The 24602-nt window shown below is 74.8% G+C and carries 26 protein-coding genes and 1 tRNA gene; 22 read left to right on the forward strand and 5 right to left on the reverse strand.

Annotated elements, in window-relative coordinates:
* Positions 1-64 precede the first annotated feature (64 nt).
* The 9 genes from SH587_RS07510 to rnhB all read left to right on the forward strand — a co-directional run bounded on the left by SH587_RS07510 (position 65) and on the right by rnhB (position 6636).
* On the forward strand, positions 65-607 hold the full coding sequence (locus SH587_RS07510) for an SRPBCC family protein (RefSeq protein WP_320669968.1): 543 nt from the start codon (positions 65-67) through the stop codon (positions 605-607).
* 48 nt (positions 608-655) lie between these two features.
* Positions 656-2077: a signal recognition particle protein gene (gene ffh, locus SH587_RS07515; RefSeq protein ID WP_320669969.1), complete on the forward strand. Its 1422-nt coding sequence runs from the start codon at positions 656-658 to the stop codon at positions 2075-2077.
* 108 nt (positions 2078-2185) lie between these two features.
* A complete protein-coding gene (gene rpsP / locus SH587_RS07520; RefSeq protein ID WP_320669970.1) occupies positions 2186-2431 on the forward strand; it encodes a 30S ribosomal protein S16 in 246 nt (81 codons plus the stop codon).
* Between the two features lie 25 nt (positions 2432-2456).
* Positions 2457-2705 (forward strand): KH domain-containing protein, encoded by a 249-nt coding sequence (locus tag SH587_RS07525; protein ID WP_320669971.1) that lies wholly within the window; start codon positions 2457-2459, stop codon positions 2703-2705.
* A 3-nt stretch (positions 2706-2708) separates the two neighbouring features.
* A complete protein-coding gene (gene rimM, locus SH587_RS07530; RefSeq protein WP_320669972.1) occupies positions 2709-3311 on the forward strand; it encodes a ribosome maturation factor RimM in 603 nt (200 codons plus the stop codon).
* 14 nt (positions 3312-3325) lie between these two features.
* The gene (gene trmD / locus SH587_RS07535) at positions 3326-4210 is read left to right on the forward strand and encodes a tRNA (guanosine(37)-N1)-methyltransferase TrmD (protein WP_320669973.1); all 885 of its coding nucleotides are present in this window, start codon (positions 3326-3328) and stop codon (positions 4208-4210) included.
* Positions 4211-4428: 218 nt separating this feature from the next.
* A complete protein-coding gene (gene rplS / locus SH587_RS24620; RefSeq protein WP_375341739.1) occupies positions 4429-4998 on the forward strand; it encodes a 50S ribosomal protein L19 in 570 nt (189 codons plus the stop codon).
* 33 nt (positions 4999-5031) lie between these two features.
* Entirely contained in the window at positions 5032-5790 is a 759-nt protein-coding gene (gene lepB / locus SH587_RS07545) for a signal peptidase I (protein WP_320669974.1), read from the forward strand.
* A gap of 135 nt (positions 5791-5925) precedes the next feature.
* On the forward strand, positions 5926-6636 hold the full coding sequence (gene rnhB, locus SH587_RS07550) for a ribonuclease HII (RefSeq protein ID WP_320669975.1): 711 nt from the start codon (positions 5926-5928) through the stop codon (positions 6634-6636).
* A 53-nt stretch (positions 6637-6689) separates the two neighbouring features.
* Here the strand turns inward: rnhB and SH587_RS07555 are convergent, their stop codons facing one another.
* The gene (locus SH587_RS07555; RefSeq protein WP_320669976.1) at positions 6690-7106 is read right to left on the reverse strand and encodes a YraN family protein; all 417 of its coding nucleotides are present in this window, start codon (positions 7104-7106) and stop codon (positions 6690-6692) included.
* Between the two features lie 175 nt (positions 7107-7281).
* On the opposite strand from SH587_RS07555, the gene SH587_RS07560 reads away from it, so the two are divergent.
* The 7 genes from SH587_RS07560 (at position 7282) to SH587_RS07590 (ending at position 14956) form a co-directional block, all read left to right on the forward strand.
* Complete coding sequence (locus SH587_RS07560) at positions 7282-8781, forward strand: YifB family Mg chelatase-like AAA ATPase (protein WP_320669977.1); 1500 nt, start codon at positions 7282-7284, stop codon at positions 8779-8781.
* A gap of 53 nt (positions 8782-8834) precedes the next feature.
* Positions 8835-10001: a DNA-processing protein DprA gene (locus SH587_RS07565; RefSeq protein WP_320669978.1), complete on the forward strand. Its 1167-nt coding sequence runs from the start codon at positions 8835-8837 to the stop codon at positions 9999-10001.
* A 12-nt stretch (positions 10002-10013) separates the two neighbouring features.
* A complete protein-coding gene (gene thiD / locus SH587_RS07570) occupies positions 10014-10898 on the forward strand; it encodes a bifunctional hydroxymethylpyrimidine kinase/phosphomethylpyrimidine kinase (protein WP_320669979.1) in 885 nt (294 codons plus the stop codon).
* The gene (locus SH587_RS07575) at positions 10895-11539 is read left to right on the forward strand and encodes a hypothetical protein (protein WP_320669980.1); all 645 of its coding nucleotides are present in this window, start codon (positions 10895-10897) and stop codon (positions 11537-11539) included. Before thiD ends, SH587_RS07575 begins: the two co-directional genes overlap by 4 nt.
* A 176-nt stretch (positions 11540-11715) precedes the next feature.
* On the forward strand, positions 11716-12543 hold the full coding sequence (locus SH587_RS07580) for a hypothetical protein (RefSeq protein WP_320669981.1): 828 nt from the start codon (positions 11716-11718) through the stop codon (positions 12541-12543).
* The gene (locus tag SH587_RS07585) at positions 12540-13763 is read left to right on the forward strand and encodes an NAD-dependent epimerase/dehydratase family protein (RefSeq protein ID WP_320670062.1); all 1224 of its coding nucleotides are present in this window, start codon (positions 12540-12542) and stop codon (positions 13761-13763) included. The genes SH587_RS07580 and SH587_RS07585 overlap by 4 nt, the downstream gene beginning before the upstream one ends.
* A gap of 155 nt (positions 13764-13918) precedes the next feature.
* Complete coding sequence (locus tag SH587_RS07590) at positions 13919-14956, forward strand: L,D-transpeptidase family protein (RefSeq protein WP_320669982.1); 1038 nt, start codon at positions 13919-13921, stop codon at positions 14954-14956.
* Positions 14957-14980: 24 nt separating this feature from the next.
* Here SH587_RS07590 and SH587_RS07595 read toward each other — a convergent pair whose 3' ends face one another.
* Positions 14981-15325, reverse strand: a complete 345-nt coding sequence (locus tag SH587_RS07595; RefSeq protein WP_320669983.1) for a hypothetical protein — start codon at positions 15323-15325, stop codon at positions 14981-14983.
* Here SH587_RS07595 and SH587_RS07600 point away from each other — a divergent pair.
* From SH587_RS07600 to SH587_RS07610, 3 genes are read left to right on the forward strand one after another with little or no spacing between them, the layout of a single operon-like run.
* The gene (locus SH587_RS07600; RefSeq protein WP_320669984.1) at positions 15309-16250 is read left to right on the forward strand and encodes a tyrosine-type recombinase/integrase; all 942 of its coding nucleotides are present in this window, start codon (positions 15309-15311) and stop codon (positions 16248-16250) included. The genes SH587_RS07595 and SH587_RS07600 overlap by 17 nt on opposite strands.
* Before the next feature lie 14 nt (positions 16251-16264).
* Positions 16265-17101 (forward strand): RNA polymerase sigma factor WhiG, encoded by an 837-nt coding sequence (gene whiG, locus SH587_RS07605; RefSeq protein ID WP_320670063.1) that lies wholly within the window; start codon positions 16265-16267, stop codon positions 17099-17101.
* A gap of 53 nt (positions 17102-17154) precedes the next feature.
* Complete coding sequence (locus SH587_RS07610) at positions 17155-17955, forward strand: hypothetical protein (protein WP_320669985.1); 801 nt, start codon at positions 17155-17157, stop codon at positions 17953-17955.
* A 37-nt stretch (positions 17956-17992) separates the two neighbouring features.
* Here the strand turns inward: SH587_RS07610 and rsgA are convergent, their stop codons facing one another.
* Positions 17993-19138 carry a ribosome small subunit-dependent GTPase A gene (gene rsgA, locus SH587_RS07615; protein ID WP_320669986.1) on the reverse strand — a complete coding sequence of 382 codons (1146 nt, stop codon included), beginning with the start codon at positions 19136-19138 and terminating at the stop codon, positions 17993-17995.
* A 107-nt stretch (positions 19139-19245) separates the two neighbouring features.
* Between rsgA and SH587_RS07620 the strand changes: the two genes are divergently transcribed.
* The 3 genes from SH587_RS07620 to SH587_RS07630 all read left to right on the forward strand — a co-directional run bounded on the left by SH587_RS07620 (position 19246) and on the right by SH587_RS07630 (position 20275).
* Positions 19246-19319: transfer RNA gene (locus SH587_RS07620), tRNA-Gly, on the forward strand.
* 180 nt (positions 19320-19499) lie between these two features.
* Positions 19500-19766 (forward strand): type II toxin-antitoxin system TacA family antitoxin, encoded by a 267-nt coding sequence (locus tag SH587_RS07625; protein WP_320669987.1) that lies wholly within the window; start codon positions 19500-19502, stop codon positions 19764-19766.
* A complete protein-coding gene (locus SH587_RS07630) occupies positions 19763-20275 on the forward strand; it encodes a GNAT family N-acetyltransferase (RefSeq protein WP_320669988.1) in 513 nt (170 codons plus the stop codon). Before SH587_RS07625 ends, SH587_RS07630 begins: the two co-directional genes overlap by 4 nt.
* Positions 20276-20563: 288 nt before the next feature.
* Here the strand turns inward: SH587_RS07630 and SH587_RS07635 are convergent, their stop codons facing one another.
* Both SH587_RS07635 and SH587_RS07640 read right to left on the reverse strand, forming a co-directional pair.
* Complete coding sequence (locus SH587_RS07635) at positions 20564-23812, reverse strand: SdiA-regulated domain-containing protein (protein ID WP_320669989.1); 3249 nt, start codon at positions 23810-23812, stop codon at positions 20564-20566.
* Between the two features lie 135 nt (positions 23813-23947).
* Positions 23948-24562, reverse strand: coding sequence for a transglutaminase-like domain-containing protein (locus tag SH587_RS07640; RefSeq protein ID WP_320669990.1), 615 nt, complete (start codon positions 24560-24562; stop codon positions 23948-23950).
* Positions 24563-24602 lie beyond the last annotated feature (40 nt).

The raw sequence follows: 24602 nt of genomic DNA on the forward strand, positions 1-24602 counted from the left end.
CTCCGCGCGACCGCGACCGCGACGCTCGTCGCCGCGGTCGCGCCTCCGGTCGCCGTCGCGCGCCATGCACTGGATCCAGCGCAGCGTCGACCTGCCGCTGCCGCCGGCGGTCGCCTTCCCGCTGACGGTCGAGCCGGGCACGATCGACCGCTGGCTGGTCCAGGTCCGCGAGGTCCGGCCGCGCGGCTTCCTCCACTTCCGGCCGCGGGTCCGCCACGGCGGGATCGCGCTGGTGCTCGACGTCCGCGTGCGGCGGGCGATCGTGCCCGAGCTGCTCGAGGTCGAGGTCGACTGGCGCGCGGTCACCGCGCGGGTGGTGCTGGAGCTGGAGGCGACCGGCGACGGCGGCTCGCGGGCGACGATGCGGATCGGGCTCGACCTGCCGCTGAGCCTGCGGATCGCCCGCCGCGGGATCGCCGCCGAGCTGTCGCGGATGATGGCCGCCGACCTCCGGCGGCTGCGGCGGCTGGCCCGCGAGCAGGCGGGGGAGGCGGTCGCGGTCGAGCCCGACGAGGAGGACGACGAGGTCGGGGCCGAGCCGCCGGCCGAGGAGTGGGACGACGTCGACGGCCCCGACCCCGACCCCGACCCCGACCCGCTCCGCTGACCAGCCGCCGACCCCGCGCGGCCCGCGCCGTGCGACACTGACGGGCCCGTGTTCGACGCGCTCTCCGAGAAGCTCCAGGCCACGCTCGACGACGTCCGCCAGCGCGGCACGCTGACCGAGGCCGACGTCAACGCCGCGATGCGCGAGATCCGTCTCGCGCTGCTCGAGGCCGACGTCAACTTCAAGGTCGTGAAGTCGTTCACGAACACGGTCAAGGAGCGCTGCCTCGGCGCCGACGTGCTCGGCCAGCTGAACCCCGGCCAGCAGGTGGTCGGGATCGTCCACGAGGAGCTCGTCGGGCTGCTCGGCGGCGAGTCGATCGAGCTGGAGTTCTCGCCCCGGCCGCCGACGGTGATCCTGATGTCCGGTCTCCAGGGCTCGGGCAAGACGACCGCGGTCGCGAAGCTGGCGAAGTACCTCAAGGAGGAGAAGGGCTCCTCGGTCGCGCTCGCCGCCTGCGACGTCCAGCGCCCGGCCGCGGTCGAGCAGCTGCGGCTGGTCGGCGGCCAGGCGGGGGCGACGGTCTACGACCGCGGCACCGAGCTGCCGGCGCTCGACGTCGCGCGCTGGGCGCTCGACCAGGCGAAGCAGGACGGCAAGGACGTCCTGATCGTCGACACCGCCGGCCGGCTCCACGTCGACGCCGAGCTGATGGCCGAGCTGGTGGCGATCCGCGACGCGGTCCGCCCGCAGACGGTGCTGCTGACGGTCGACGCGATGACCGGTCAGGACGCGGTCAACGTCGCCGAGCAGTTCTCGGCCGCGGCCGGCTTCGACGGCGTGGTGATGTCGAAGCTCGACGGCGACGCCCGCGGCGGCGCGGCGCTGTCGGTCAAGGCGGTCACCGGCAAGCCGATCCTGTTCGCCTCGACCGGCGAGAAGCTCGGCGACTTCCAGGTCTTCCACCCGGACCGGATGGCGCAGCGGATCCTCGGCATGGGCGACGTGCTGTCGCTGGTCGAGAGCGCCCAGCGCCAGTTCGACGAGGCCGACGCGAAGGACCTGGAGCGCAAGTTCCGCCGCAACGAGTTCACGCTCGAGGACTTCCTCAAGCAGATGAAGATGATCCGGCGGATGGGCCCGCTCTCGAAGGTCCTCGGGATGCTGCCGGGCGTCGGGTCGCAGCTCCAGGGCGCCCAGATCGACGACCGCGAGATGGACCGCGTCGAGGCGATCATCCTCTCGATGACGGCCAAGGAGCGGCGCAACCCGGAGCTGATCAAGGGCTCGCGGCGGCTGCGGATCGCCAAGGGCTCGGGCACCAGCGTCCAGCAGGTCAACCAGCTGGTGAAGAACTTCCAGCAGATGCGCAAGGTCATGAAGCAGATGACCAAGGGCGGCATGCGCGACATGGCCGGGCTGCTGAACCAGGCCGGCGGCCCCGGCGGACCGGGGATGCCCGGTGCCGGCGGGGGCAACGCGGCCGGTGTCCGCGGCGGCAGCCGGGCGGCCCGTCGGCGGCGGCGCTAGACCGCACGTCGCCGATCGGCCCCCGTCCGCTAAGGTTCTCTGCCTTGGCGCCAGGCGTTCGTACCCGCGTGCGCCGTTCCCAAGACCTGTTTTGAACGAAGGACGTCCGTGGCTGTCGCACTGAGGCTCACCCGCGTGGGGGCCAAGAAGAACCCCGTCTGGCGCGTCGTCGCCACCGATTCCCGCAACCCGCGCGATGGGCGCGTGATCGAGACCATCGGTCGCTACAACGCCCAGACCGAGCCGTCGACGGTCGTCCTCGACGAGGAGCGCATCCAGCACTGGCTCAGCGTCGGCGCCCAGCCGTCGGCCGCGGTCAAGAAGCTGATGCGCATCCAGGGCATCAAGGCCTGATCCGACTCATCCGCGGGAGCCCCCGGTGATCGACGAGCTCCTGGCCGACCTCACCCGCGCGATCGTCGACGATCCCGACGCGGTCGAGGTCGAGCGGATCGAGGAGGAGGACGACGGCACCGTCGTCCTCGAGCTGCGAGTCGCCGAGGGCGACTACGGCAAGGTGATCGGCCGCGGCGGCCGCACGGCGTTCGCGCTGCGGACCGTCGTCAAGGTCGTCGCCGCCCACCAGGACCGGCGCGTCCTCGTCGACATCGTCGACGACGAAGGCTGAGGCGTGGCCCCCGCGGCCGCGCCCGGTGACGCCTCCCCGCAGGCGCCGCCCGGCTTCGTCAGCGCCGGTCGGGTCGGCCGTCCCCACGGCCTCGACGGCAGCTTCTACGTGACCCGTCCGCGGGCGCGCCTGCTGGCCGTCGTCGATCAGGTGCACGTCGCCGGCGCCCCGCGCCCGATCGACCGCCGCACGGGCACCGACGCCAAGCCGCTGCTACGCCTGGCCGGCGTCGCCAGCCGCGAGGCGATCGACGCCCTCCGTGGTGAGGAGCTGTACGTCCCCCGCCAGGCCACCCCGGACCTGCCCGAGGACGAGTACTGGCCCGAGGACCTGGTCGGCCTGACCGTCCGCTCCCGCAGCGGCCGGCCGGTCGGCGTCGTCGAGGCCGTCCGCGAGCTGCCCTCGTGCGACGTGCTCGAGGTTCGTCGCCCCGAGGGCGAGGAGCTGCTGGTCCCGCTGACCCATGACGCGGTTCCGGAGCTGGACGTCGCCGGCGGCACGGCGACGGTCGACCTGGAGTTCCTCGGCGAGGAGGAGCCGGCGGCGGGTGAGGGCGAGGGCGCGGCCGGCCCCGCCGAGGAACCGGACGCGCCGAGCCGCGGCTGAGGCAGGATGGTCCGGTGCAGCTCGACGTCCTGACGCTCTTCCCCGAGTGGTTCGGCTGGTTCCGCGGCCAGCGCCACGTGCGCAACGCCCTCGAGGCCGGCCACGAGCTGCGGACCTTCAACCCCCGCGATCACACCGAGCTGTCGGGCCGCCAGGTCGACGACACCCCGTTCGGCGGCGGCGCGGGCATGGTCCTGCGCGTCGACGTGATGGACCGGGCCCTCTCGGCGATCTACGACCGCGATCCGGTCGAGCTCCGGACCCAGCGGCGCGTGATCGCCCTGACCCCCGGCGGCCGCGTCCTCGACGACCGCTTCGTCGACGAGCTGGCGGCCGAGGAGGAGGGCATCACCCTGCTCTGCGGCCGCTACGAGGGCTTCGACGAGCGGATCGTCCAGCACTTCTGCTCCGACACCCTCTCGATCGGCCGCTACGTGATCGCCGGCGGCGAGCTGGCCGCCATGGTCGTCGCCGACGCCGTCCTCCGCAAGCTCCCGGGCGCCCTCGGCCACGAGGACTCGGCGGTCGAGGAGAGCTTCAGCGCCGCCCTCGGCGGCGACCCGGAGTACCCCCACTACACCCGCCCGGCCGAGTACCGCGGCTGGCGGGTGCCCGACGTGCTCCTCTCCGGCCACCACGGCGAGATCGACAGCTGGCGCCGCGCCCGCAGCCACGAGCGCGGCGACGAGGGCTCGCGCCTCGACCGCGACGACGACCTGCCGCCGGGCGCGCCGCCCGCCGCGGGCGGTGGGGGGCCGTCGGCGGCCGGTGGTCTGACTGCTGCGGGCGGTGGGGTGTCGCCGGCCGGTGGTCCGGCTGCTGCCGGTGGCGGGCCGTCGGCGGCTGGTGGTGCTGACGCGTCGCCCTCGACGCCCGACGGCGCTCCCGCCGACGACTGACGTCGTGGCGCAGGCGTCGGTGGCCTCCGCGGCGTCGGCGGAGCCCGGCCAGCTCGGCGTCCCGGCGCGTCCTGCGTTCCCGCACCCCGTCCGCGTCGGGTCACGTCGGGGGCCCGGGGGAGGGGCACCGCGCGGCAGGGCCGTCCTCCGCTAACCTGGTGCATCTTGCCCGGTTCGCGCGCTGAGTTGCGCTCCCACGACCTCCGGGCCCCTCGCCGATGACGACCGTGATCGAGAAGCTCGAGCGCAGCCAGCTCCGCTCCCACCCTGATTTCCAGCCGGGCGACCGCGTTCGCGTCCACTTCCAGGTGGTCGAGGGCAACCGTCGGCGCACCCAGGTCTTCGAGGGCATCGTCATCAAGCGCCAGGGCCACGGTGCGCGCGAGACCTTCACGGTCCGCAAGCAGTCGTTCGGGGTCGGCGTCGAGCGGACGTTCCCGCTCAGCTCGCCGAAGATCGAGAAGATCGACGTCGCCGCCCGCGGTGACGTCCGCCGCGCGAAGCTCTACTACCTGCGTGGTCGCGTCGGCAAGGCCGCCCGCGTGCGGGAGAAGCGCTACGTCGCTCCGGACGAGACCGCGGCCGCCGCGGCCCCGGTCGACGAGGCGCCCGCCGCCGAGGAGGCCCCGGTCGAGGAGGCCGTGGTCGAGGAGACCACCGCCGAGGCCCCGGTCGAGGAGACCCCGGCGGCCGAGGCCTCGGAGGCCACCGAGGCCCCGGAGGCGGCTGCCGCCGAGGCGCCGGCCGACGCGGACGCGGCGTCCGACGACGCTCCCGCCCAGGCCTAGGCTCCAGCCGAGCCCGACCCCGACCGCACCACCGTGGCCGACCAGACTCCTGCCGGCCCGCCGCCCCCCGCGGGCGTCCTCGACGAGGAGGCGCGCCGGACGCAGCAGGACGCTGCCCGGCGCGTCAGCGCACCGAAGAAGAAGCGCCGGATCAACCCGATCGTCGAGCTGGTCGGCCTGGTGGCCGTCGCGCTGCTGCTGGCGCTCGGGATCCAGGCCTTCATCGTCAAGCCGTACCAGATCCCCAGCGGATCGATGATCCCGACCCTCACCGAGGGCCAGCGCGTGCTGGTGAACCGGATCTCGACCCGGCTCGGCAGCGATCCGAAGGTCGGCGACATCATCGTCTTCCACCCGCCGCGCGGCGCCGAGCCGTCGAAGTCCGGGTACCAGGGCTCCGACGACGTCGAGGGCCTCTGCGGTGTGCCGCGCAACCTCGACGCCGGCCAGCCCTGCGCCCGCAGCCTGGGCGGCGAGTGGAGCGACGAGAACTACATCAAGCGCGTCGTCGGCGGCCCCGGCGACACGATCGCCGTCCGCAACGGCCGGGTGATCCGCAACGGCAAGGCCACGCGCGAGCCGTTCATCAGCTCGACCTGCGACGGCGAGGGCACCGGCACCGCCTGCCAGCTGCCGAAGCCGATCACCGTGCCCAAGGGCATGTACTTCATGATGGGCGACAACCGCGGCGAGTCGAACGACAGCCGCTACTGGGGCCCGGTCCCGCGCGACTGGATCGTCGGCGAGGCCTTCGCGACCTACTGGCCCCCGGGCAAGATCGGCGGCCTCTAGGCCCCGACCGCAAGGCCCGGCGACCAGTCGCCGCCGGGCCGCCCGCACGAGCAACTGGCGTCGCGCCGACGGCGAGGCGCCAGGAACGCCGTCCGGCCCGACGCCCGTCCGGCCGGATCGGCAGAGTGTGAGGGCGTGAGTCGCGGCCGCAAGCTCGTCGAGCACGATCGACGCCTCGGCAGCCGCCTCGTGGCCGGCGCCGACGAGGCCGGTCGCGGCTGCCTGGCGGGCCCGCTGGTGGCCGGCGGCGTCCTGCTCGACCTCGACCGGATCGGCCCCCGCGAAGTGCGGGCGCTGGGCAGCCTCGACGACTCCAAGCGCCACACCCCCGAGGAGCGCGAGCGGCTGCTGTCGGTCGTGCTGCGGATCGCCGTGCGGGTCGCGGTGGTGACCCGCAGCGTCGAGGGCCTCGACGCCCGCGGACTCCACGTCACGAACCTGGAGGCGCTGTCGACCGCCGCCGGCCGCGTCGCCGAGCCCGGCACGCTCTGCGTGATCGACGGCTTCCGCGTGCCCGACAACGGCCATCCCCAGCGCGCGATCGTCGGCGGGGATCACCGCAGCGCCGCCATCGCCGCCGCCTCGATCGTGGCCAAGGTCACCCGCGACCGGTTCATGCGCCGCGCCGCCGCCCGCCACCCCCACTGGGGCTTCGACGTCCACATGGGCTACGCCACCTCCGCGCACCGCGAGGCGATCGAGGCCCACGGCATCTCGCCGCTCCATCGCCGCTCGTTCCGCTCGGTCGCCTACGCCGCGGCGGGAATCGAGATTCCGCGCGACGAGGCAGGGCGGCCGCTGGCCGCGACCGCCGCCGCCGAGTCGCTGCCGATCGCGGCCGACTGACGAGCGTCGACCGGCGCGGCCCAGCCGGGCCGGGCATACGGGGACGCGGGTCGTCAGAAGGCGCCCTCCAGATGGTCCAGGCGCAGCAGCCGATCCCGCTCGTCGACCAGCACGGCGATCGCGTCGAAGCGGACCTCCTCCGCAGGTGGCCGATCACGACGCTCGGTGGCCAGCCAGGCGCTGGCGAGCCGGCGGACCTGCTGCTGCTTGCGCTCGTGCAGCGACGTCCACGGCGCCACCTCCGCCGTCGTCGCCCGCCGCGTCTTCACCTCGCAGAAGACGAGCGTGCGTCCGTCGTGCGCGATCAGGTCGATCTCGCCCCAGCGGGTGCGCAGGCCGTGCTCGAGGATCGCGAACCCGCGCCGCTCGAGGTGGCGGCGGGCGAGGCGCTCGCCCAGGGCCCCGATCCGCGGGCGGTGATCGGGGCGGGCGGCGGGTCGGTCGGTGGGGCGAGAAGCGGGGGAGGGCACGGACGAAACGCTAGGCCGTCGCGGCAGACGCGTGGGTGCCGCACTGCGCCAATTCAGCGTCGTTCCTGTGCAATTTCGTGACGTCGGCGACGGCACGAAATTGGCACGAATACGCGGCCGGATTGGCACGAACCACCCCCTGATCCGGCACAGCGGTCGGGGCTACCTTCGGCCCATGCTCGCTCGCGTCCCGACGTTCACCATCGACGGCCTCGAGCCGCGGTTGGTCGCGGTCGAGGTCGACGTCCGCCCCGGCCTGCCCTCGTTCACGATCGTCGGCCTCGGCGATCTCGCGGTCCGCGAGGCGCGCGAGCGTGTCCGGGCCGCGCTCGGCAACCAGGGCTACGACCTGCCCCAGCGCCGGATCACGGTCAACCTGGCGCCGGCCAGCCTGCCGAAGGGCGGCCCGGGATTCGACCTGCCGATCGCGATCGGCGTGCTCGCCGCCAGCGGCCAGCTCGTGGCGCCCGACCTGGACCGGGTCGCCGTCGTCGGGGAACTGTCGCTCGGCGGCGCCATCCGTCCCGGGCGCGGGGCGCTCGTCGTCGCCGAGGGCGCGCGGGCCGCCGAGCTGCACGCGGTCGTCCTCCCGCGCGGGCAGACCGCCGAGGCCGCGCTGGTCCCGGACCTCGCCGTGCGCGGGGTGACGACCCTGCGCGAGGCGGCGGCCGCCGTCGCCGACAGCGGCCGCGACGACCGGCAGCCGTCGCTGGAGGCCGAGGCCGCGCCCTGGGACGGACCGGACATGGCCGACGTCCGCGGCCAGCGGATGGCCCGGCGCGCGCTGGAGATCGCCGCCGCCGGATCGCACAGCCTGCTGCTGGTCGGTCCGCCGGGAACCGGCAAGACCATGCTCGCGCGGCGGTTGCCGGGCCTGCTGCCGTCGCTGGACGCGCGCGAGGCGCTCGAGGTGACCCGCATCCACAGCGTCTGCGGCCTCCACGACGGACGCGGGCTGGTGACGGCGAGGCCGTTCCGGGCGCCACACCACGGCACGTCGTCGGCCGGATTGGTCGGCGGCGGCAGCGCGGGCGCGATCCGTCCCGGCGAGGTCACCCTCGCGCACCGCGGCGTGCTCTTCCTCGACGAGCTGCCCGAGTTCCGCCGCGACGCGCTCGAAGCGCTGCGGCAACCGCTCGAGGACGCGCGCGTGGTGCTCGTGCGAGCGGGCTGCACGCGCGGCTTCCCGTCCCGGGTCCTGCTCGTCGCCGCCGCCAACCCCTGCCCGTGCGGCCACCACCCGGCGCCGCGATGTCGCTGCACCCCGGCCGATCTGGAGCGCTATCGCCGCCGGCTCAGCGGACCGCTGCTCGACCGGATCGACCTGCACGTGGCCTGCCCGCGGCCGTCCGGGGCCGAGATCGCGGGCCCGCCCGCGGATTCCTCGGCGACGATCCGCGCACGGGTCGAGACGGCCCGGACCTTCCGCAACGAGCGGCGGGCGGCGGACGGGCCACGTCCGCTCGACGTCGACCTCGACGGCGACGCCCGCGCGATGCTGGAGCATTGCTACGCGTCGGGCGCGCTCTCAGCCCGCGGGCGGGCGCGGGTGCTGCGGCTCTCGCGGACGATCGCCGACCTGGACGGGACCGTGGCGATCGCCGACCGGCATCTCGCCGAGGCGCTGCAGCTGCGCCAGCAGGTGGCGGAGGACGTGCCGGAGCAGGCGGCATGACGGCCTGCGCGGCGTGCCTGCGGCGCACCCGGTTGCTCGCGGAGCTGAGCCCGATGGTCGAGGAGCGGTTCCGCCGCGACCGGCCGGCGCGGCTGCTGGCGCTCGACGACGAGTCCCTGATCAGCGAGCTGTGCGGCCGCGGCGGGGCCGATCCCGCTGAGCTTCGCGCGCCTCGGCAGGGGGACGACGAGCTGCTGACGGCTGCGGCGGAGCAGCAGCGGCGTCACGGCGTCGCCGCGATCTGCCGACACGACCCGGCCTATCCGGTGCGGTTGCTCGACCTGCCCGATCCGCCGGCGGTCCTGCACGTGCTCGGCGGCGTGCCCCGACTCGACGCGACGCTCGGCGGCGAGCGGCGACGGCCGGTGGTCGCCATCGTCGGCGCCCGCCGCGCGCCGGAGGAGGGCCGTACGGTGGCTCGGGGGCTGGCGGCGCAGCTGGCTGGCGTCGGGGTGACCGTGGTCAGCGGGATGGCCTTCGGCGTCGATGCGGCGGCCCACGACGGAGCCCTGACCGGGGGACCGGCCGACCGGCGCACGACCGTGGCGGTGCTCGCCGGCGGGGTCGAGCGCGCGCACCCGGCCAGCCTGCGACCGCTCTACGAACGGATCGTGGACCGCGGGGCGGTGGTCAGCGAGATGCCGGCCGGCACCACCCCGCGGCGGTGGGGCTTCCCGGCGCGCAACCGGCTGATCGCGGCGCTGGCCGACGTCGTGGTCGTCGTCGCCGCGGCTCAGCGCTCGGGGTCGTTGATCACCGCCGACCTGGCGGTCCAGCTCGAGCGGCCGCTCGGCGTGGTCCCGGGGTCGGCGCTCGACCCGCGTCATCTGGGCACCAACGGGCTGTTGCGGGGCGGTGGCGTCCATCCGGTGCTGGACGCCACCGACGTGCTGGCGCTGCTGGGCACCGTCCTGCCGGGCGGCCCGGGGAGCGCCCCGATCGCGCTCGACCTGCTGCACGGGCTCGACGGGCCGGCGCGGCGGGTCGGGGAGGCGCTGCTGGCCGGACCCCGGACGCCCGAGCAGCTGCTGACCGACCGCGAGCCCGTCGACGCCGATGCGGTCCGTGCGGCGACCGACGACCTGCTGCTCGGGCTGGGGCAGCTGGAGGCCGCGGGCCGGCTCCGGCGGGGCCTCGACGGGGCGGTCTCGCTGCTCCCGCTGCCCGCGCTGGCGGGCGTCCGGCCAGGTGACGGCGACGGCGACGCCCGGTCGCGATAGCCTCGGTTCCAGATGTCCGTCCGCACCCCCGTCTGCCTGACGATCGCCACCTCCGACTCAGGGGGCGGCGCGGGGATCCAGGCCGACCTGAAGGCGTTCGCCGCCTCGGGCGTCCACGGGACCAGCGCGATCGTCGGGCTGACCGCGCAGAACACCGTCGCGGTCACGCGGATCGTCCAGATCGACCGGCAGACGATCGTCGAGCAGGTGCGGGCCGTGGTCGAGGATCTCGGCGTCGACGCCGTCAAGATCGGCATGGTCGGTGCGACGCCCACGATCGAGGCCGTGGCCGAGGCGCTCGAGCTGGTTCCGGCCGACGTCCCCGTGGTCCTGGACCCGGTGATGGTCGCGGAGTCCGGAGCGCGGCTGCTCGAGGTCGACGCTCACCGCGCCCTGGTCGAGCGGCTGCTGCCGCGGACCACCGTGGCGACCCCCAACCTGCCCGAGGCGCGGGCGCTGGTCGAGGGTCCGCAGGCGCGCGAGGCCGGCGGTCCCGACGACGACGCCGAGCAGCTGGCGACGGCGATCGCGGCGCTCGGGCCGGCCAACGTCCTGATCACCGGCGGCCACCGCGATCGCGCCGAGGACCTGCTGCGGCAGGCCGACGGCTCGATCACCCTGCTGCGCGGGGAGCGCCACCCGGACGGAGCGGCGCACGGGTCCGGCTGCACCCATTCGAGCACGCTCGCGGCGCAGCTCGCACTCGGTCACGACCTCGTCACCGCCGCCCGTGCGGCGCGCGCGATCGCCGGCGAGGCAGTTCGTCGCGGGCTCCGCGACGTCGGGGCGGGGGCCGGGCCGGTCGACGTGCTCGGGCTGCCCGAGCTGCGTCGTCGCAGCGCCGAGCGGGTCGCGGCGGTCACCGCCACCGTCGCCGAGCGGGTCGGCGCGCCATGACCGTGCTCGCGATCGTGGCCGCGGTGGCCTTCGTGCTGCTGCCGCTGATGCTCACCGCCGAGGCCTGGGGCCCAGCGTTGGCCCGTCGGGTCGCGGCGCTGCGCACGTGGATCGAGCGCGGACGGACCGGGCGGGCCGAGCGACGGCGGTCGGAGGCGACCGCCCAGGAACTGCTGCGCACCTGCCTCGACGACGAGAACTGGGCGATGTACCGCGATCTCGGCTTCGTCCGGGTCTGGGGCCGCAGCGGGCGGGCGCCCGCGCCCTCGGGACGCCGGCCGCCGCCCGGCGTCGCCTACGCCTACCTGCTCTACCCGCACGGGCCTTACGTCGTCTTCCTGCCCCAGACGACCACGCTGCTCGGGGAGTGCCGGGTGCAGCTGGCCGGGGTCGACCCGACCGATCCCCTGACGCCGAGCGACGACGTACTGGCGCACTGGATGGCCCTGACCGGCGACGAGCACGGGGTGATCGCCTCGGCGCGGATCGCCACGCCGGGCACCGAGCTGGCCCGGCGACGGGTTCGCCGCGACCTGTGGCGGCTGCGGGAGTGGGAGCGGGAGCGCCAGGAGGCCGCAGCGGCCGCGACGCGCGAGTCCGTCCCCGGGCGGCTGGCTCGGCGTCGCCGCGCCGCCGGCTGACCAGCGGCGCGCCACCGCGCCGCCCGACCGCCGGACCATCGCCGCCCGACCACCGGCCCGCCGCCGCCCGTCCACCACGGCCCGCCCTCCGATTCCCGCAAACTGCGCGAATCCAGGCGTCGCGCCCGGCCCGTCGGGGCCTGCCTCGGCGACGACACCTGCGAAGATTCGGGGTCGTGGAGACCACGCCACAGGCCGATCCGTCGGTCCCTCCGGCCGATGGGCTCGAGGACCATCTGCCCGTCGTCGAGCCGGACCGCGACCTCGACGACTGGGGCCGCTCGGCGCGCTTCAGCGGGCTGCTCGACCGCACCGTCTGGGAGGCCGCGCACAAGGTCTGGTTCCGGATCGACCTGGAGCAGGCGGCGCGGATCCCGAACCGCGGCGGCGCCGTCCTGGTCGTCAACGGCGGCGGCGTCGCGTCGCCGATCGGGCCGCTGCTGGCCAAGGCGATCCGCGAGGACCACCCGCGCCGCCGGCAGGCGCGGATCTGCGTCGCTCCGGCGCTGCTCGACCAGCCCGGCCTGACGGTGCTGCTCCCGCGCGCCGGTGCCGTCCGCGCCCACCCCGACGACCTCCACCGGCTGCTCGCCGACGAGGGCGAGCTGGTCGTCCTCCCCGTCCGCAGCGACCGGCTCGGGGACGACGACGCGGCCGGCCGGCTCGCCCGCGAGCCCGCGATCGTCGCCGCCGTGCGGGCCGGCGTGCCCGTCGTTCCGGTCGCCGCGGTCGGCGCCGATGATGCCCAGCCGGTCCTCGGCCGCGTGCCCCTGCCCGGAGGCCGCCGGCTGCCCGTCACCCTGACCTTCCCGCACCTCGGCCCGCTCGCCTTCCTGCTCTACCTGCCGGCCAAGCTGCGCCTGCGCGCGCTGCCGGCCGTCGCCACCGGCGGCAGCGGCGACGTCCGCCAGCAGGCCGTCCGGGCCGCGGTCACCGTCGCCCGGGCGCTGCGGACGACCACCGACGAGATGGCCGGCGAGCGCGGATCGCGGTGGCTCGGATGACCGACGACGCCAGCGGCCTGCGGATCCTCGTCACCGCCGCCGCCTCGCGGCTCGGCGCCCTGATCGTCGGCGAGCTGGAGCGCCGGCCGGAGGTCGCGACGGTGATCGCGGTCGACGAGCGTCCACCGGCCGCCCCCTTCGGCACCGCCGAGTTCGTGCGCCTGGGGGACGGCTACGCCCAGCTGCCGCGGGTCGTCCGCGCCGCCTCGGTCGACGTGCTCGTCGACGTCCGCGCCGCCGCCGCGGTCGCCCGCCTCGACGACCGCGCCCTCACCGGCCACGAGCCGATCAGCGAGCGGATCGCCGCCGCCTGCACCGAAGCCGGCTCGCCGCTGCGTCGGCTGGTGACCGTCGGATCGGTCCATCGCTACGGCTGGCACCGCGAGCTGCCGGCCTTCGTCAGCGAGGAGACCGTCCCGCCCGAGACCCCGCGCGGGCCGCTCCAGCGGGCGCTGGCCGCGATCGAGCAGGAGGCGCAGGCCGCCGCCGATCGCCACGGCCGCCTGGAGCTGACCCTCGTCCGGCTGGCCGACACGGTCGGACCGGCCGGCACCGGCCTGCTGCAGGCCGCCGACCGGCTGCCGCTGCTGCCGACCGTGCTCGGCTTCGACCCGCCGCTCCAGGTCGTCCACGAGGAGGACGCCGCCCGCGCCGTCGCCCACGTCGTCCGCCACCAGCTGACCGGGCCCTACATCGTCGCCGCCGACGGCACCCTCTCGCTCTCCGAGGCGTTGCGGGAGCTCGGGCGCTCGTCCGCCCCGTTGCTGCCGCCGTGGGGGGTCGGGCTGCTGGCCGGGGTTCTCCAGCGCGCCGGCCTGCGGACCGCGCTCGACCTGGCCGGTCAGCTGCGCCACGGCCGCGGCCTCGACAACCGGCGCTTGAAGGCCTCCGGCTTCTCCTTCCGCTCGACGACCCGCGAGGCGCTGCGCTCGGCCGCCGGCGTCCGTCGCCGGCGCCGCGTCCTCCATCCGGGCGAGCCCGCCCCCTACGACCCCGAGGTCGAGGCGTTCCTGCGCTACAGCCCCTCGGTCCGCGACGGCGACGCCCAGCCCGCCGACGGCGACGGCGGCGGGATCGGGGCGCTCGAGGTCGAGGCGCTGATCGCCCTGCTGCCCTCGCTCGACGGCGAGGCGCTGCGGGCGCTCCGCGCGCACGAGGACGCAGGCCCCGGCCGGCGCCGGATCCTCGACGAGATCGACCTCCTGCTCCAGCGCAGCTGAGCGTCGCTGGACGCGGCCTCAACGCCGCGTTGGACGCTCGTCCCATCCCCGCCGCCGAGTACCCGTGACGGGCGACCGGTGTACGTTGCAGACGGAGACGCGGTTGCAATCGGGGTTGCCGACGGCCCTCGCCGCTACCATTCCATCCTGCCGCCATGCGCCAACGGACCCTCATCGCTCTCGCGAGCATCCTGCTCGTGCTGTTGATCGCCTGCGGCGGCGTGCTCGTCGCCGATGCCGCGACCGGCAGCAAGATCCCCAAGGGCGTCAAGATCGGCGGCGTCGACGTCGGCGGGCTGAGCGAGAAGGACGCCCGGGCCAAGGTTCAGACGGAGATCGTCGACAAGCTGCGGCAGCCGGTGCGGGTCGTACACTCCGACAAGGAGTGGACCCTGACCCCGAAGACCGCCAAGGTCCGCGTCGACATCGACGCCGCGGTTCGCCAGGCGATGCGGGCGGCCGACGAGGGCAACGCCTTCTCACGGGTCTACCGGCGCGTCACCGGCGGCACCGTCGACCGCGAGATCGAGACGACCAGCTCGTACTCGAAGAAGGCGATCTCGCAGCTGATGGACCGCGTCGCCCGCGGCCTCGACCGCGATCCGCAGGAGGCCTCCGTCAGCCTCGACAGCGGCAAGCTCGACGTCCATCCCGGCCGAGTCGGCCTGCGGCTCAACCGCGCGCGGGTCTCGGCCCTCGTCCGCAAGGCGGTGCTCGACCCCTCGGCGCCGCACCAGGTCTCGGCCTACACGCACAAGCAGCAGCCCAAGACGACGACCGCCGAGGTCCGCAAGAAGTACGGCACGGTGCTGGTCGCCAACCGCAACACCTTCAAGCTGACGCTCTACAAGAACCTGCGGCCGGTCAAGACCTACGGGATCTCCGTCGGCTCGGTCGGCCACGACACGCCCGCCGGCCAGTACACGATCGGCAACAAGGCCGAGAACCCCGCCTGGCACGTGCCGAACTCGGCCTGGGCCGGCAAGCTGGCCGGCACCGTCGTCCCGCCCGGCCCGTCGAACCCGATCAAGGCCCGCTGGCTGGGGATCTACGACGGGGTCGGCATCCACGGCACCAGCGACGACGCCTCGATCGGCACCAACGCGTCGCACGGCTGCCTGCGGATGCACATCCCGGACGTCATCGACCTGTACCCGCGGGTCCCGGTCGGCACGCCGATCTGGATCCTCTGAGCCGGGGCCGGACCCCGCCCGCGCCTAGCTGTCGAACGGCGACGGCGCGACCTCGGCCGGCCCAGCCGGCCCGCCGTCGGCGCCGATCGCCGGCCCGAAGGCGACGATCTCCTCGGTCGGGACCTCCGACCAGCCCTGCTCCAGCAGCAGGGAATGGTGGTCGCCGTGCCGAAAGGCCACCGTACCGAGCCAGATCCCGCGCTCCTGCTTGCGGAGGACCACGTACCACAGGGTCGAGGCGTCGACGTCGCTCCGGATCGGATGCCAGGGGCGCGCCGGCGGGTCGATCCCGTTGTGCAGGTTGGCCGCCATCAGCTGACGCTTGGTCGCCACCCGGCCGGATTCGAAGTCGATGAAGAACGACGTCACGGAACCAGAGGATAGGCCCCCGCTGCCCGAGGCCTGGGCCGAGGCCCTCGACCTGCTCGAGGCGGACCAGCGCCGGCGCGGCGCGGCCGAGCGGACCCGGATGGCCTACGCCGGCGATGTCGAGCGGTTCGCCCGCTGGTGCGCGGAGCGCGGCGTGCCGGGACCGCAGCAGGTCGAGGTCCGCACGATCCGCCGCTACACCCAGACCCTGACCGAGCGCGGCGTGGCCCCGACCACCGTGACCCGGGCGCTGGCCGCCCTCCGTGGCCTCTACCGCGCGCTCCAGCGGGCCGGGCGGGCGTCGGCCAACCCGGCCGAGCTGGCTCCCGGTCCGCGCCGGCCGCAGCGGCTGCCGCGGGTGATGAAGCCGGCCGAGGCGGCGACGCTGCTCGACCGGATCCCGGCCGACGACGACGCGCTCGCCCTCCGCGACCGGGCGATGCTGGAGCTGGCCTACGGCGGCGGGCTGCGGGCCGCCGAGCTGGTGCGGCTGGACGGGCTCGACATCGATCTCGACGGCCGTCAGCTGCGCGTGACCGGCAAGGGCGAGAAGACCCGCACCCTGCCGCTCGGCGACCCGGCGGCGGCGGCGATCGAGCGCTACCTCGGTCGCGGTCGGCCGGCGCTGCGCGATCCGGCCCGTGACGAGCCGGCGCTGCTGCTGTCGCGGCGCGGCCGGAGGCTGTCGACCAGCGACGTCCGCCGCCGGCTGCACCTGTGGGTGCAGGAGGCCGGGCTGCCGGGAGATCTCCATCCGCACGCCCTCCGTCACAGCTTCGCCACGCACCTCCTGGACGGCGGAGCGGACCTTCGTGCGATCCAGGAGCTGCTGGGACATGCGCGTTTGTCCACGACCCAGGTCTACACTCGGGTAGAGTCCAAGCGGCTGAAGGCGGCGTACCGTCGCAGTCATCCACGAGCGTGAGCCGCGGGGAGGGGATGGTCCCCGCCGTGGCGAGCCCTCACGAATCCAGGGTCACGAATCAGGTGCACGTCGAGCCTCGACCGACCGATCTCCGAGAGCTGTGGAAGCGCCTCCGCGAGTCTGGGGACGCCTACGCTCGTGAACAACTCGTGCTCGCGCACGCCCCACTGGTGAAGTGGGTCGCGGGCCGGATCGCGGCGACCCTGCCCCCGCACGTCGAGGAGGGCGACCTGATCTCGTACGGCCTCGTCGGCCTGACGTCGGCGGTCGACCGCTTCGATCCCGACCGCGAGGTCCGCTTCGAGACCTACGCCGTCACCCGGATCCGCGGCGCGATCATCGACGAGCTGCGGTCCCAGGACTGGGTGCCGCGCTCCGTGCGGTCGCGGGCGCGCGAGATCGAACGGACCCACAGCAAGCTCGAGCACCAGCTGCACCGGGCGCCGACCGACGAGGAGATGGCCGATGCGCTCGACCTCTCCGTCCGCGACTTCCAGGACGCCCTGCTGCAGGTCTCGCAGGCGACGGTCCACGCGCTCGACGAGCTGTGGGCGGTCGGCGACGCCTCGGGCGACCAGGTCTCGCTGCTCGACACGATCGAGGACGAGCGGGCCGACGATCCCGAGCAGCTGCTGGCCGAGCAGGATCTGCGCGACCAGGTGGCCGACGCGATCCAGCGGCTGCCGGAGCGCGAGAAGGTCGTGATCGCCCTTTACTACTATGAGAACCTGACGCTGCGCGAGATCGGTGAGGTCCTCGGGGTGACTGAGTCGCGGGCGTCGCAGCTCCACACCAAGGCCGTTCTGCGGCTCCGTTCGCGGCTCGCGGGCAGCGACGTCGAGAGCGCCTGAACGGCCGCTTTCGGGGCGGCTGCGGGCCGCGGCCTGCTGCTAGCCTCGATCGGGTGTCGACCCCCGGCAGCTACCTCGTCTGCTCGTCCTGCGGGCGCCATCTCCTGCGGGGAGAGGCGCCCGAGGTGTTCCTCCACGACGGGGAGCGCCGCGAGGTCTGCGAGCTGTGCGTGCCACGGGCGCTGCACGCCGGCTGGATCCGGGTCGGGGTCGGCGACGCGCCGACGCTGGAGCCGGACCGCGGGGCCCGCTCGCTGCTGGAGCGGTTCCGCCGCCGCGGTCGTGGTCGCGGGGCCCGTCAGGCGGCCGAGGCGCGGGCGGGACGGTCGGGCGCGCGGACCGCGGGACGGTCGCGCAGCGGCCCGACCGACGGCGAGGGCTTCGAGCCGACGGCGGCGCCGTCGTCCGGCCAGCGGCGGCGGCCGCACCGGCTGGAGGACGAGATCGAGGGCCTGGTGCCGATCGAGGAGCCGGCGGCCGCGCTGGCCGACTACGCGACGACCGCGACCGGCGATCGCGCCCAGGTGACCTCGGCCGGGGCCCGGATGGCGGCCCGCGCGGTCGACCTGTACAACCACTCGCCGCACCCGCGGGTGATCTCGGGCGTGGCCCGCTCGCTCGGCGCGCCGTGGGTGACGATCCGCAACGTCGGCGGCTCGCGGGTCCAGATCGTGATTGCCTGGGAGCTGACCTGGTACCGGTTCGAGCTCGACCTGGCGCGCGAGGCCGACGGCGTCCGCGACGCGGGTCACGGCACCTCGCTCGACGAGCTGCAGCCGGGCGAGGTCGCCCCGAACGCGGTCAGCGACGAGCACGGCTACCTGTACCTGCAGGCCGGCGCGACGGCGGCCTGAGTCGGGGGCAGGGGCGGGGGCGGGCCGGCGAGGCCGGTCAGCGGTCGCGGGTCGGCCGGCGACCCTCGCCGATCCGCCGCTCGCGGGCCTCGCGCTTGCCGTCGAGCTCCTCGATCTCCTCGCGCAGCTCCAGGAACGAGCGGCGGCGGCCGTCGGGCAGCTCGCCGGCCTCGACCGCGGCGAGCACCGCGCAACCGGCCTCGCGGTCGTGGCGGCAGTCGGCGAAGCGGCAGTTGGCGGCCAGGTGCGTGATGTCGGCGAACGCCTCGGCCAGTCCGCCGGTGTCGCGGACCATCCCCAGCTCGCGGGTGCCGGGGGTGTCGAGCAGGCAGGTGCCGTGACCGTCGGAGAGCGGCACCAGCTCGCGGGCGGTGGTGGTGTGGCGGCCCTTGGCGTCGGTGGCCCGGACGGCGCCGGTGGCGAGCACCTGCTGGCCGAGGAGGGCGTTGATGACCGACGACTTGCCGGCACCGGACTCGCCGATCAGGGCGGTGGTCGCGCCCTGGGGGAGCAGGGCCAGCAGCTCGCCGAGGCCGCGGCCGTCGCGCTTGCTGACGGCGACGGCGGGCGTGCCGGGCGGGGTGGCGTCGCGGACGGCCTTCCACTCGCGCGGCAGGCCGAGGTCGATCTTGGTCGCGACGACGATCGGCCGGGCGCCGCCCTCGTGGGCGAGGACCAGCGAGCGCTCGATCCGGCCGGGGCGGAGCGGCCGGTCGAGCGCGTGGACGACGACCACCGCGTCGACGTTGGCGGCCAGCACCTGCTCCAGCAGCTCGCGGGAGGGGTCGCGGCGCCCGATCCGCCGTTCGCGGGCGGCGACGCCGACGACCAGCAGCCGGTCGTCGCTCTGGTCGCGCTCGACGGCCACCCAGTCGCCGACGGCGAGCGGCGTGTCGAAGCGGTCGTCGTCGAAGGTCGAGGCGCGGGGCAGGCGGGCGACGCCCGGCCGGCGGCCGAGGTCGGTCACCAGGTGGCAGCCGCCGTACTCGATCCGGGCCACCCGCGCCGGTCGCCGGTCGCCGGTCAGCAACGGCTCGAGCCGCGCGGCGACCGCGTCGTCCCATCCGGCGGCGGCGAGCGGATCGGCCACGTCCCACAGGTCGGCGACCCCGCTGCCGTCGCCGTCCCCGACGGGCAGCCCGGCCCCGACCACGCCGGCGTCACCGGCGTCGGCGTCGATCATTCCCCGGCGGGCCCTGGTCGCATCCCGGCGATCCTACGGGGTTGGGCCTCCGGAACCCAGGTCGCAAGACACGCACAGGGCGAGGTCGCTATATTTCTCGCTCCCGCGCGGATGTAGCTCAGTTGGCTAGAGCGTCTGCTTGCCATGCAGAAGGTCGTGGGTTCGAGTCCCATCATCCGCTCCTTTCGAAACCCCCGCTGATCGCGGGGGTTTCGTCGTTGTGGGGGCGGTTGCGCGGGGACGGATCGGCGCTCGATTGTTCAGGCAGTTTGCGAGAAGTGCCTGGGTCGTGTCGGAACCTTTACGCGCTGTGATGGTCTTGCCGCTTGCGCGTGGTGCACGTTGTGCGTACAGTTGGGTCATGTCCTCCGTCAAGAGTCATCGCCTGAACGTTCGGGTCGAGCCGGCGGACGACGCGCTGTTCCGGCAGGCGGCAGAGACGGCGGGGCAGTCGTTGTCGTCGTTCGTGATCGAGAGCGCGCGTGAGCGGTCCGAGCGGGTGCTCGCCGACCGAACGCGGTTCGTCCTCGACGATGCTCAGTGGGACGCGTTCTGCGCCGCGCTGGATCGCCCGGCCGAGGTGATCCCGGCGGTCCGTGACCTGTTCGCGCGGCCCCGCCCCGCGTGAGCGCCCCGCGGTTCTCCGATCCTGAACTTCTCGCGCGGCAGTCGACCGAGGAGTTTCATTGCGGTCGACCAGCGCTCGACACGTGGCTGATCGAGCACGCCCGGGCCTCGACGGGTGCAGGGTCGGCTCGGACGTACGTGGTCTGCGATCGGGAGCAGGGTGATCGCGTCGTCGGCTACTTCGCCCTAAACGCCGGTGGAGTGGAGCCTGCGTCAGTGCCACCGCGGGTTCGAGTCGGAATGCCCAGGCACCCGATTCCTGTCGTCCTGCTCGCGCGGCTGGCGGTCGACGTGACCGTCCAAGGCCACGGGCTCGGGGCGTTCTTGCTAGCTGACGCGATGGGGCGCTCGCTGGCGGCGGCGGAGTCGATCGGGGTCCGAGCGCTGCTGGTGCACGCGAAGGACGAGTCGGCTCGAGCGTTCTACGAGCGCTTCGGGTTCGTCGCGTCGCCGACCGATCCGCTGCACTTGATGCTGCTGATGAAGGACTTGCGGGCCAACGTGCGCTGAGAGGGCGGTCAGCGCGAGCGGCAGCCACCAGGACGCCCGTCGCCAGCAGCCAGATCGTCCAGCCGCGCTCGGAGAGGCGGCCGAGCCGAGCGTCGATCCGCGCGCGCAGACCGGCGGAGCGGGGAGCGGCGGGCGTGGGGGAGGACGACATCGTTGCGGCGGCGACCGGCGGGGGGAGCGGTCGGCCGGCGCAGCATGGACGGCGGTGGTTCCGAGCGGGAACTGCGCCCACCTGCTCGTCGGGCCGCCGCCACCCCGCGGCGGCGGCCCGGACGAGCGACGCGCCCGCTAGCGCCGGACCGTCACGCGGAAGGTCCGCGCGATCCGGCGGCCGCCGACCGTCACCCGCACCGTCACCCGGTGGGTGCCGACCGTCGCCCGCCGCGAGACCCGCAGCCGCAGCGCCACGTTCCGTACCTGGGCGGCGCGCAGCGAGGCCACGCGGACCGTCCGCCGGCCGCTCGTCCGCAGCGCCTTCGGCAGGGAGGCCGTGGCCGTCGAGCGGCCGATCTTCGCGGTGGTGTCGTTGGCCAGCCGCAGCCGCAGCGTCAGCACTCGCCCGCGGCGCACGGCCAGCCGGCTGCGCGTCGCCACCACGGCGAAGCTGCCGTCCTTGCCCGCCGGGCCCTGGGGGCCGGTGGCGCCGCGCGGGCCCGGGGCTCCCGGATCGCCCTTCGGACCTTGCGGACCCTGCGGCCCGGGTGCCCCGCTCTGACCGTCGCCGCCGCGATCGCCCGTCTCGCCCTTCGGTCCCTGCGGCCCGGGAGCGCCGTCCTGGCCGTCGTCGCCCGGATCGCCCTTCGGACCCTCGGGCCCGGTCGGCAGTCCGCTGCTGGTCCCGCGCAGCGCCACCAGCGTCGGGCTGCCCGGCACGTTCGAGGCGACCACCAGCGACGCCGTCGACGTGGCGTTGGCCCGCCCGGGGGAGAACCGCACCTGCACGCGGCAGGTCGCGCCCGGCGCCAGCGTGGCGTCGCTGCAGCGGTCGCTCGTCAGCAGGAAGTCGCCGACCGAGTCGTCGTCGCCCTCGCGGATCGAGACCCGGTCGATCTGGACCGCCGCGTCGCCGCTGTTGGTCAGCGTGATCCACTGGCCGGGACCGGTGGTGCCCGCCGCCTGGTCGGGGAAGGTCGGCGCCGTCGCCGACAGCAGCGGGCCGACGGCGGCGGTGCCGATCGTGCCCGGCGAGCCGATCTGGTCGTGGGCGAGGAACGCGCCGCGCTGGCCGACGACGCTGAGGGTCGAGATCGTCGGCAGCGGCAGCGTGAAGCTCCCGAGGCCCTCGGCGTTGTCGAACGAGACGTTCTGGGTCGAGGTGCCGAAGGCGACGCCCGTCACCCGGTCGCCGGCCGCGTTGAAGACGTTGACCGCGTCGCCGCTGGTCCCGAGCCCGACGCCGGAGCCGCTGTAGGTCCCGATCTGGAATCCGGGCGGCACCGTGCCGTCGAACCAGGCCGACGTGAACGCCGCCGCCTTCGCCGCGTCGCCCTCGACGAAGATCGCCGACTGGCCCGGGGCGAGCGTGGCGACCCCGCTCAGCGGAACCGCGTTGGCGGCCGCGTTCGAGTTGTCGTCGACCTTCCATCCGGTCAGGTCGATGGCCTTGCTGCTGGTGTTCGTCAGCTCCCACCAGTCGGCCCCGTAGGTCGGGTCGCCGCTGCCCCAGGGCGCGACCTCGGTCACCGCCACCGGCGTCGCGACCGGCGCCGTGCCGGGGGAACCGGTCTCGCCGCCGACGGTGAAGGCGCCGTTCTGGCCGTCGCTGCTGAGGGTGGCGATCGTCGGCACCGGGCTCGACGCGCTGCCGAGGCCGGCAGCGTTGTCGAAGGTCCGCCCGGTCGTCGCCGGCCCGAAGCCGACCCCGGTCAGGCGGGTGCCCTCGGCGTCGAAGACGTTGACCTGGTCGCCGCTGGTGCTGAGCCCGATCCCCGAGCCGCTGTACGAGCCGACCCGCAGGCCGGCCGGCGGGCTGGCCCCGAACCAGGCGGACTTGAAGGCGGCGACCGTCGCGGCGTCGCCCTCGACGAAGACCGCCGACTGCCCGGGCGGGAGCGTCGTGACCCCGTGCAGGTCGACCGCCGAGCCGAAGGCCGCCGAGCTGTCGTCGACCTTCCAACCGGTCAGGTCGATCGTGGTCGCGCCGGTGTTGGTCAGCTCCCACCAGTCGGCCGCGTAGGGGCTGTCGCCGCTGCTCCACGGCGAGACCTCGGAGACGATCAGCGACGCCCCCGCGCCGGCGCCGGAGACCGCCGTGACGGTGAGGGTGAAGGGCGCGCTGGTCGCGTCGGGCGAGCCGCCGACGGCCGGGTCGTCGACCGTCACCCGGACCTCGTAGCTGGCCTTGGCGGCGTGGTCGAGCGTGGTGCCGGCCTTCAGGTAGAGGCCGTTGGCGTCGACCTCGAAGTGGCTGGCGTCGGGACCGGTGACCGACAGCTCGTTGCTGCCGATCGGGTCGTCGCTGACGGCGACGCTCGCCACCTTGACCCGGTTGGCGGTACTGGCGTTCTCCGGGATCGAGCGCGTCGCCGGATCGAGCGCGACCGCGGTCGGGGCCTGGTTCGGGGCCGCCGACGGGGCGTAGACCCACAGCTGCGGCTGGCCCGCCGGCCCGCCCGCCTCGTTGACCACGTAGAGACGACCGTCGTCGTCCATCGTGACGCCCTCGTTGGTCTGGTCGGGAACGGTCCGCGGGTTGTCGGCGTCGCCGCGGATCGCCAGCGTGCTGGCCACCGCGCCGGTGCGGTCGACGTTGACGATCCGCCCGGCCTCCTGGCTGATGATCAGCAGGTTGCCGGTCTGCGGACCGGTCAGGCTGGTGACGTTCGCCAGCGCGAAGACGTCCGAGAGGTCCGAGGTCGGCACCAGCGCCGGGTCGAAGAGGTTGGTCGAGCCGTCGGCCGTCGGCGAGCCGTTGGTCGCGGTCCCGGCGTCCCAGTCGACGCCGGTCTGGAAGATGCCCTTCGGCTCCTTCTCCTTCACGACCAGGAAGCCGCCGCTGACGGGGTCGTTGCTGACGCCCTCGAGGCCGATGTTGCCGATCGTCGTCCCGAGCTTGACCGTCTTCGTGTCGCTGCGGTTCAGCGTCGTGCCGGCGGCGTAGGTGAAGCGGACCAGCTGCCGCTGCCGCTCCTCGGTGATCACGAACCGGCCGCCGCCGATCGCGGTCAGGCCCTCAGGATCGTCGAAGGTCGAGGCGGCGAGCGTCATCGAGTCGAGCTGCGCGCCGCTCTTGCTGACCCGCACGATCGACGTGCCCTCGTCGCCGACCACGAAGAGGCTGTCGGTGGCCCGGTCGTAGGTGACGGCCGAGGCCTCCTCCGCCAGCTGGCTGCCGGAGGGCGCGGTCGCGTTGGCGGGGGTCGGCAGGTCGTAGCGGCCGACCCGCTCGTAGGTCGACAGGTCGACCCCGGTCAGCGGCGCCGCAGACGAGGCGGTGGCCCCGGTCGCGGCGACCGCCGACGCGGCGGCCAGCGCCACCAGCGCGGCGCGACGGGCGCGTGAACGGACGGGTTGGGGGACGGCATCGGCGGGGGGCATACGGCTCCTCGGGGTCTCCGCGTCGGCGCCGATCGACGCCGATCCGACGCCACGCTAGGTCGAGCGCGCCACGATCGTGGGTCCTCGATGTGACCGCCGCGTTGCCAGCGCGTGAACGGACCCCGCCCGCCCCCATCAGCCGTCGACCGCGAACCCCGGATACGCCCCCAGGATCCCGCCGACCACCTCGTCGAAGGGGAAGTCGGCGTACGAGCCGCGCTCGCGGACGTACTCCATGTAGCGGGCGCCGTCGCCGTCGAAGGGGTGGAGGACGGCGTCGGCGCTGCCGTCGAAGTCGATCGCGTCGACGCCGAAGCGGGCGCAGAGCTCGCGGTTGAAGGCCGGGCTCGCCTTGCGCCAGTGGCCGTCGACGTGCAGCTCGACGTAGCCGTGGTAGACGAACAGGTCGATCCCCATCAGCGTCCGCAGGCGCTCGGACTGGAGGTGGTTGCGGACGTCGGCGAAGGCCAGGCGGGCCGGCACGCCGAGCGCCCGCGCCCCGGCGCAGAGGAGGATCGACTTCGGCACGCAGTAGGACGCCGGCGCGTCGACGACGGCGCTGGCGCGGTAGTGCTCGCGGTCGTCGGAGAACGCGAACGGGTCGTAGCGGATGCCGTCGCGGACCGCGGTGAAGAGCGCCGCCAGCCGCTCGCGCTCGCCGTGGGCTCCGGCGGTCGCCGCCGCGGCGAAGGCCACGACCTTCGGGTGGTCGGACTCGACGAACGCGCCGGGCGCCAGGTACTCCTCCATCCCGGCAGCCTACGCGACCACCGGCGCCGTCCCGCGGGCT

The organism is Patulibacter defluvii (assembly GCF_034096925.1).
GTDB classification, from domain to species: Bacteria; Actinomycetota; Thermoleophilia; order Solirubrobacterales; family Solirubrobacteraceae; genus Patulibacter; species Patulibacter defluvii.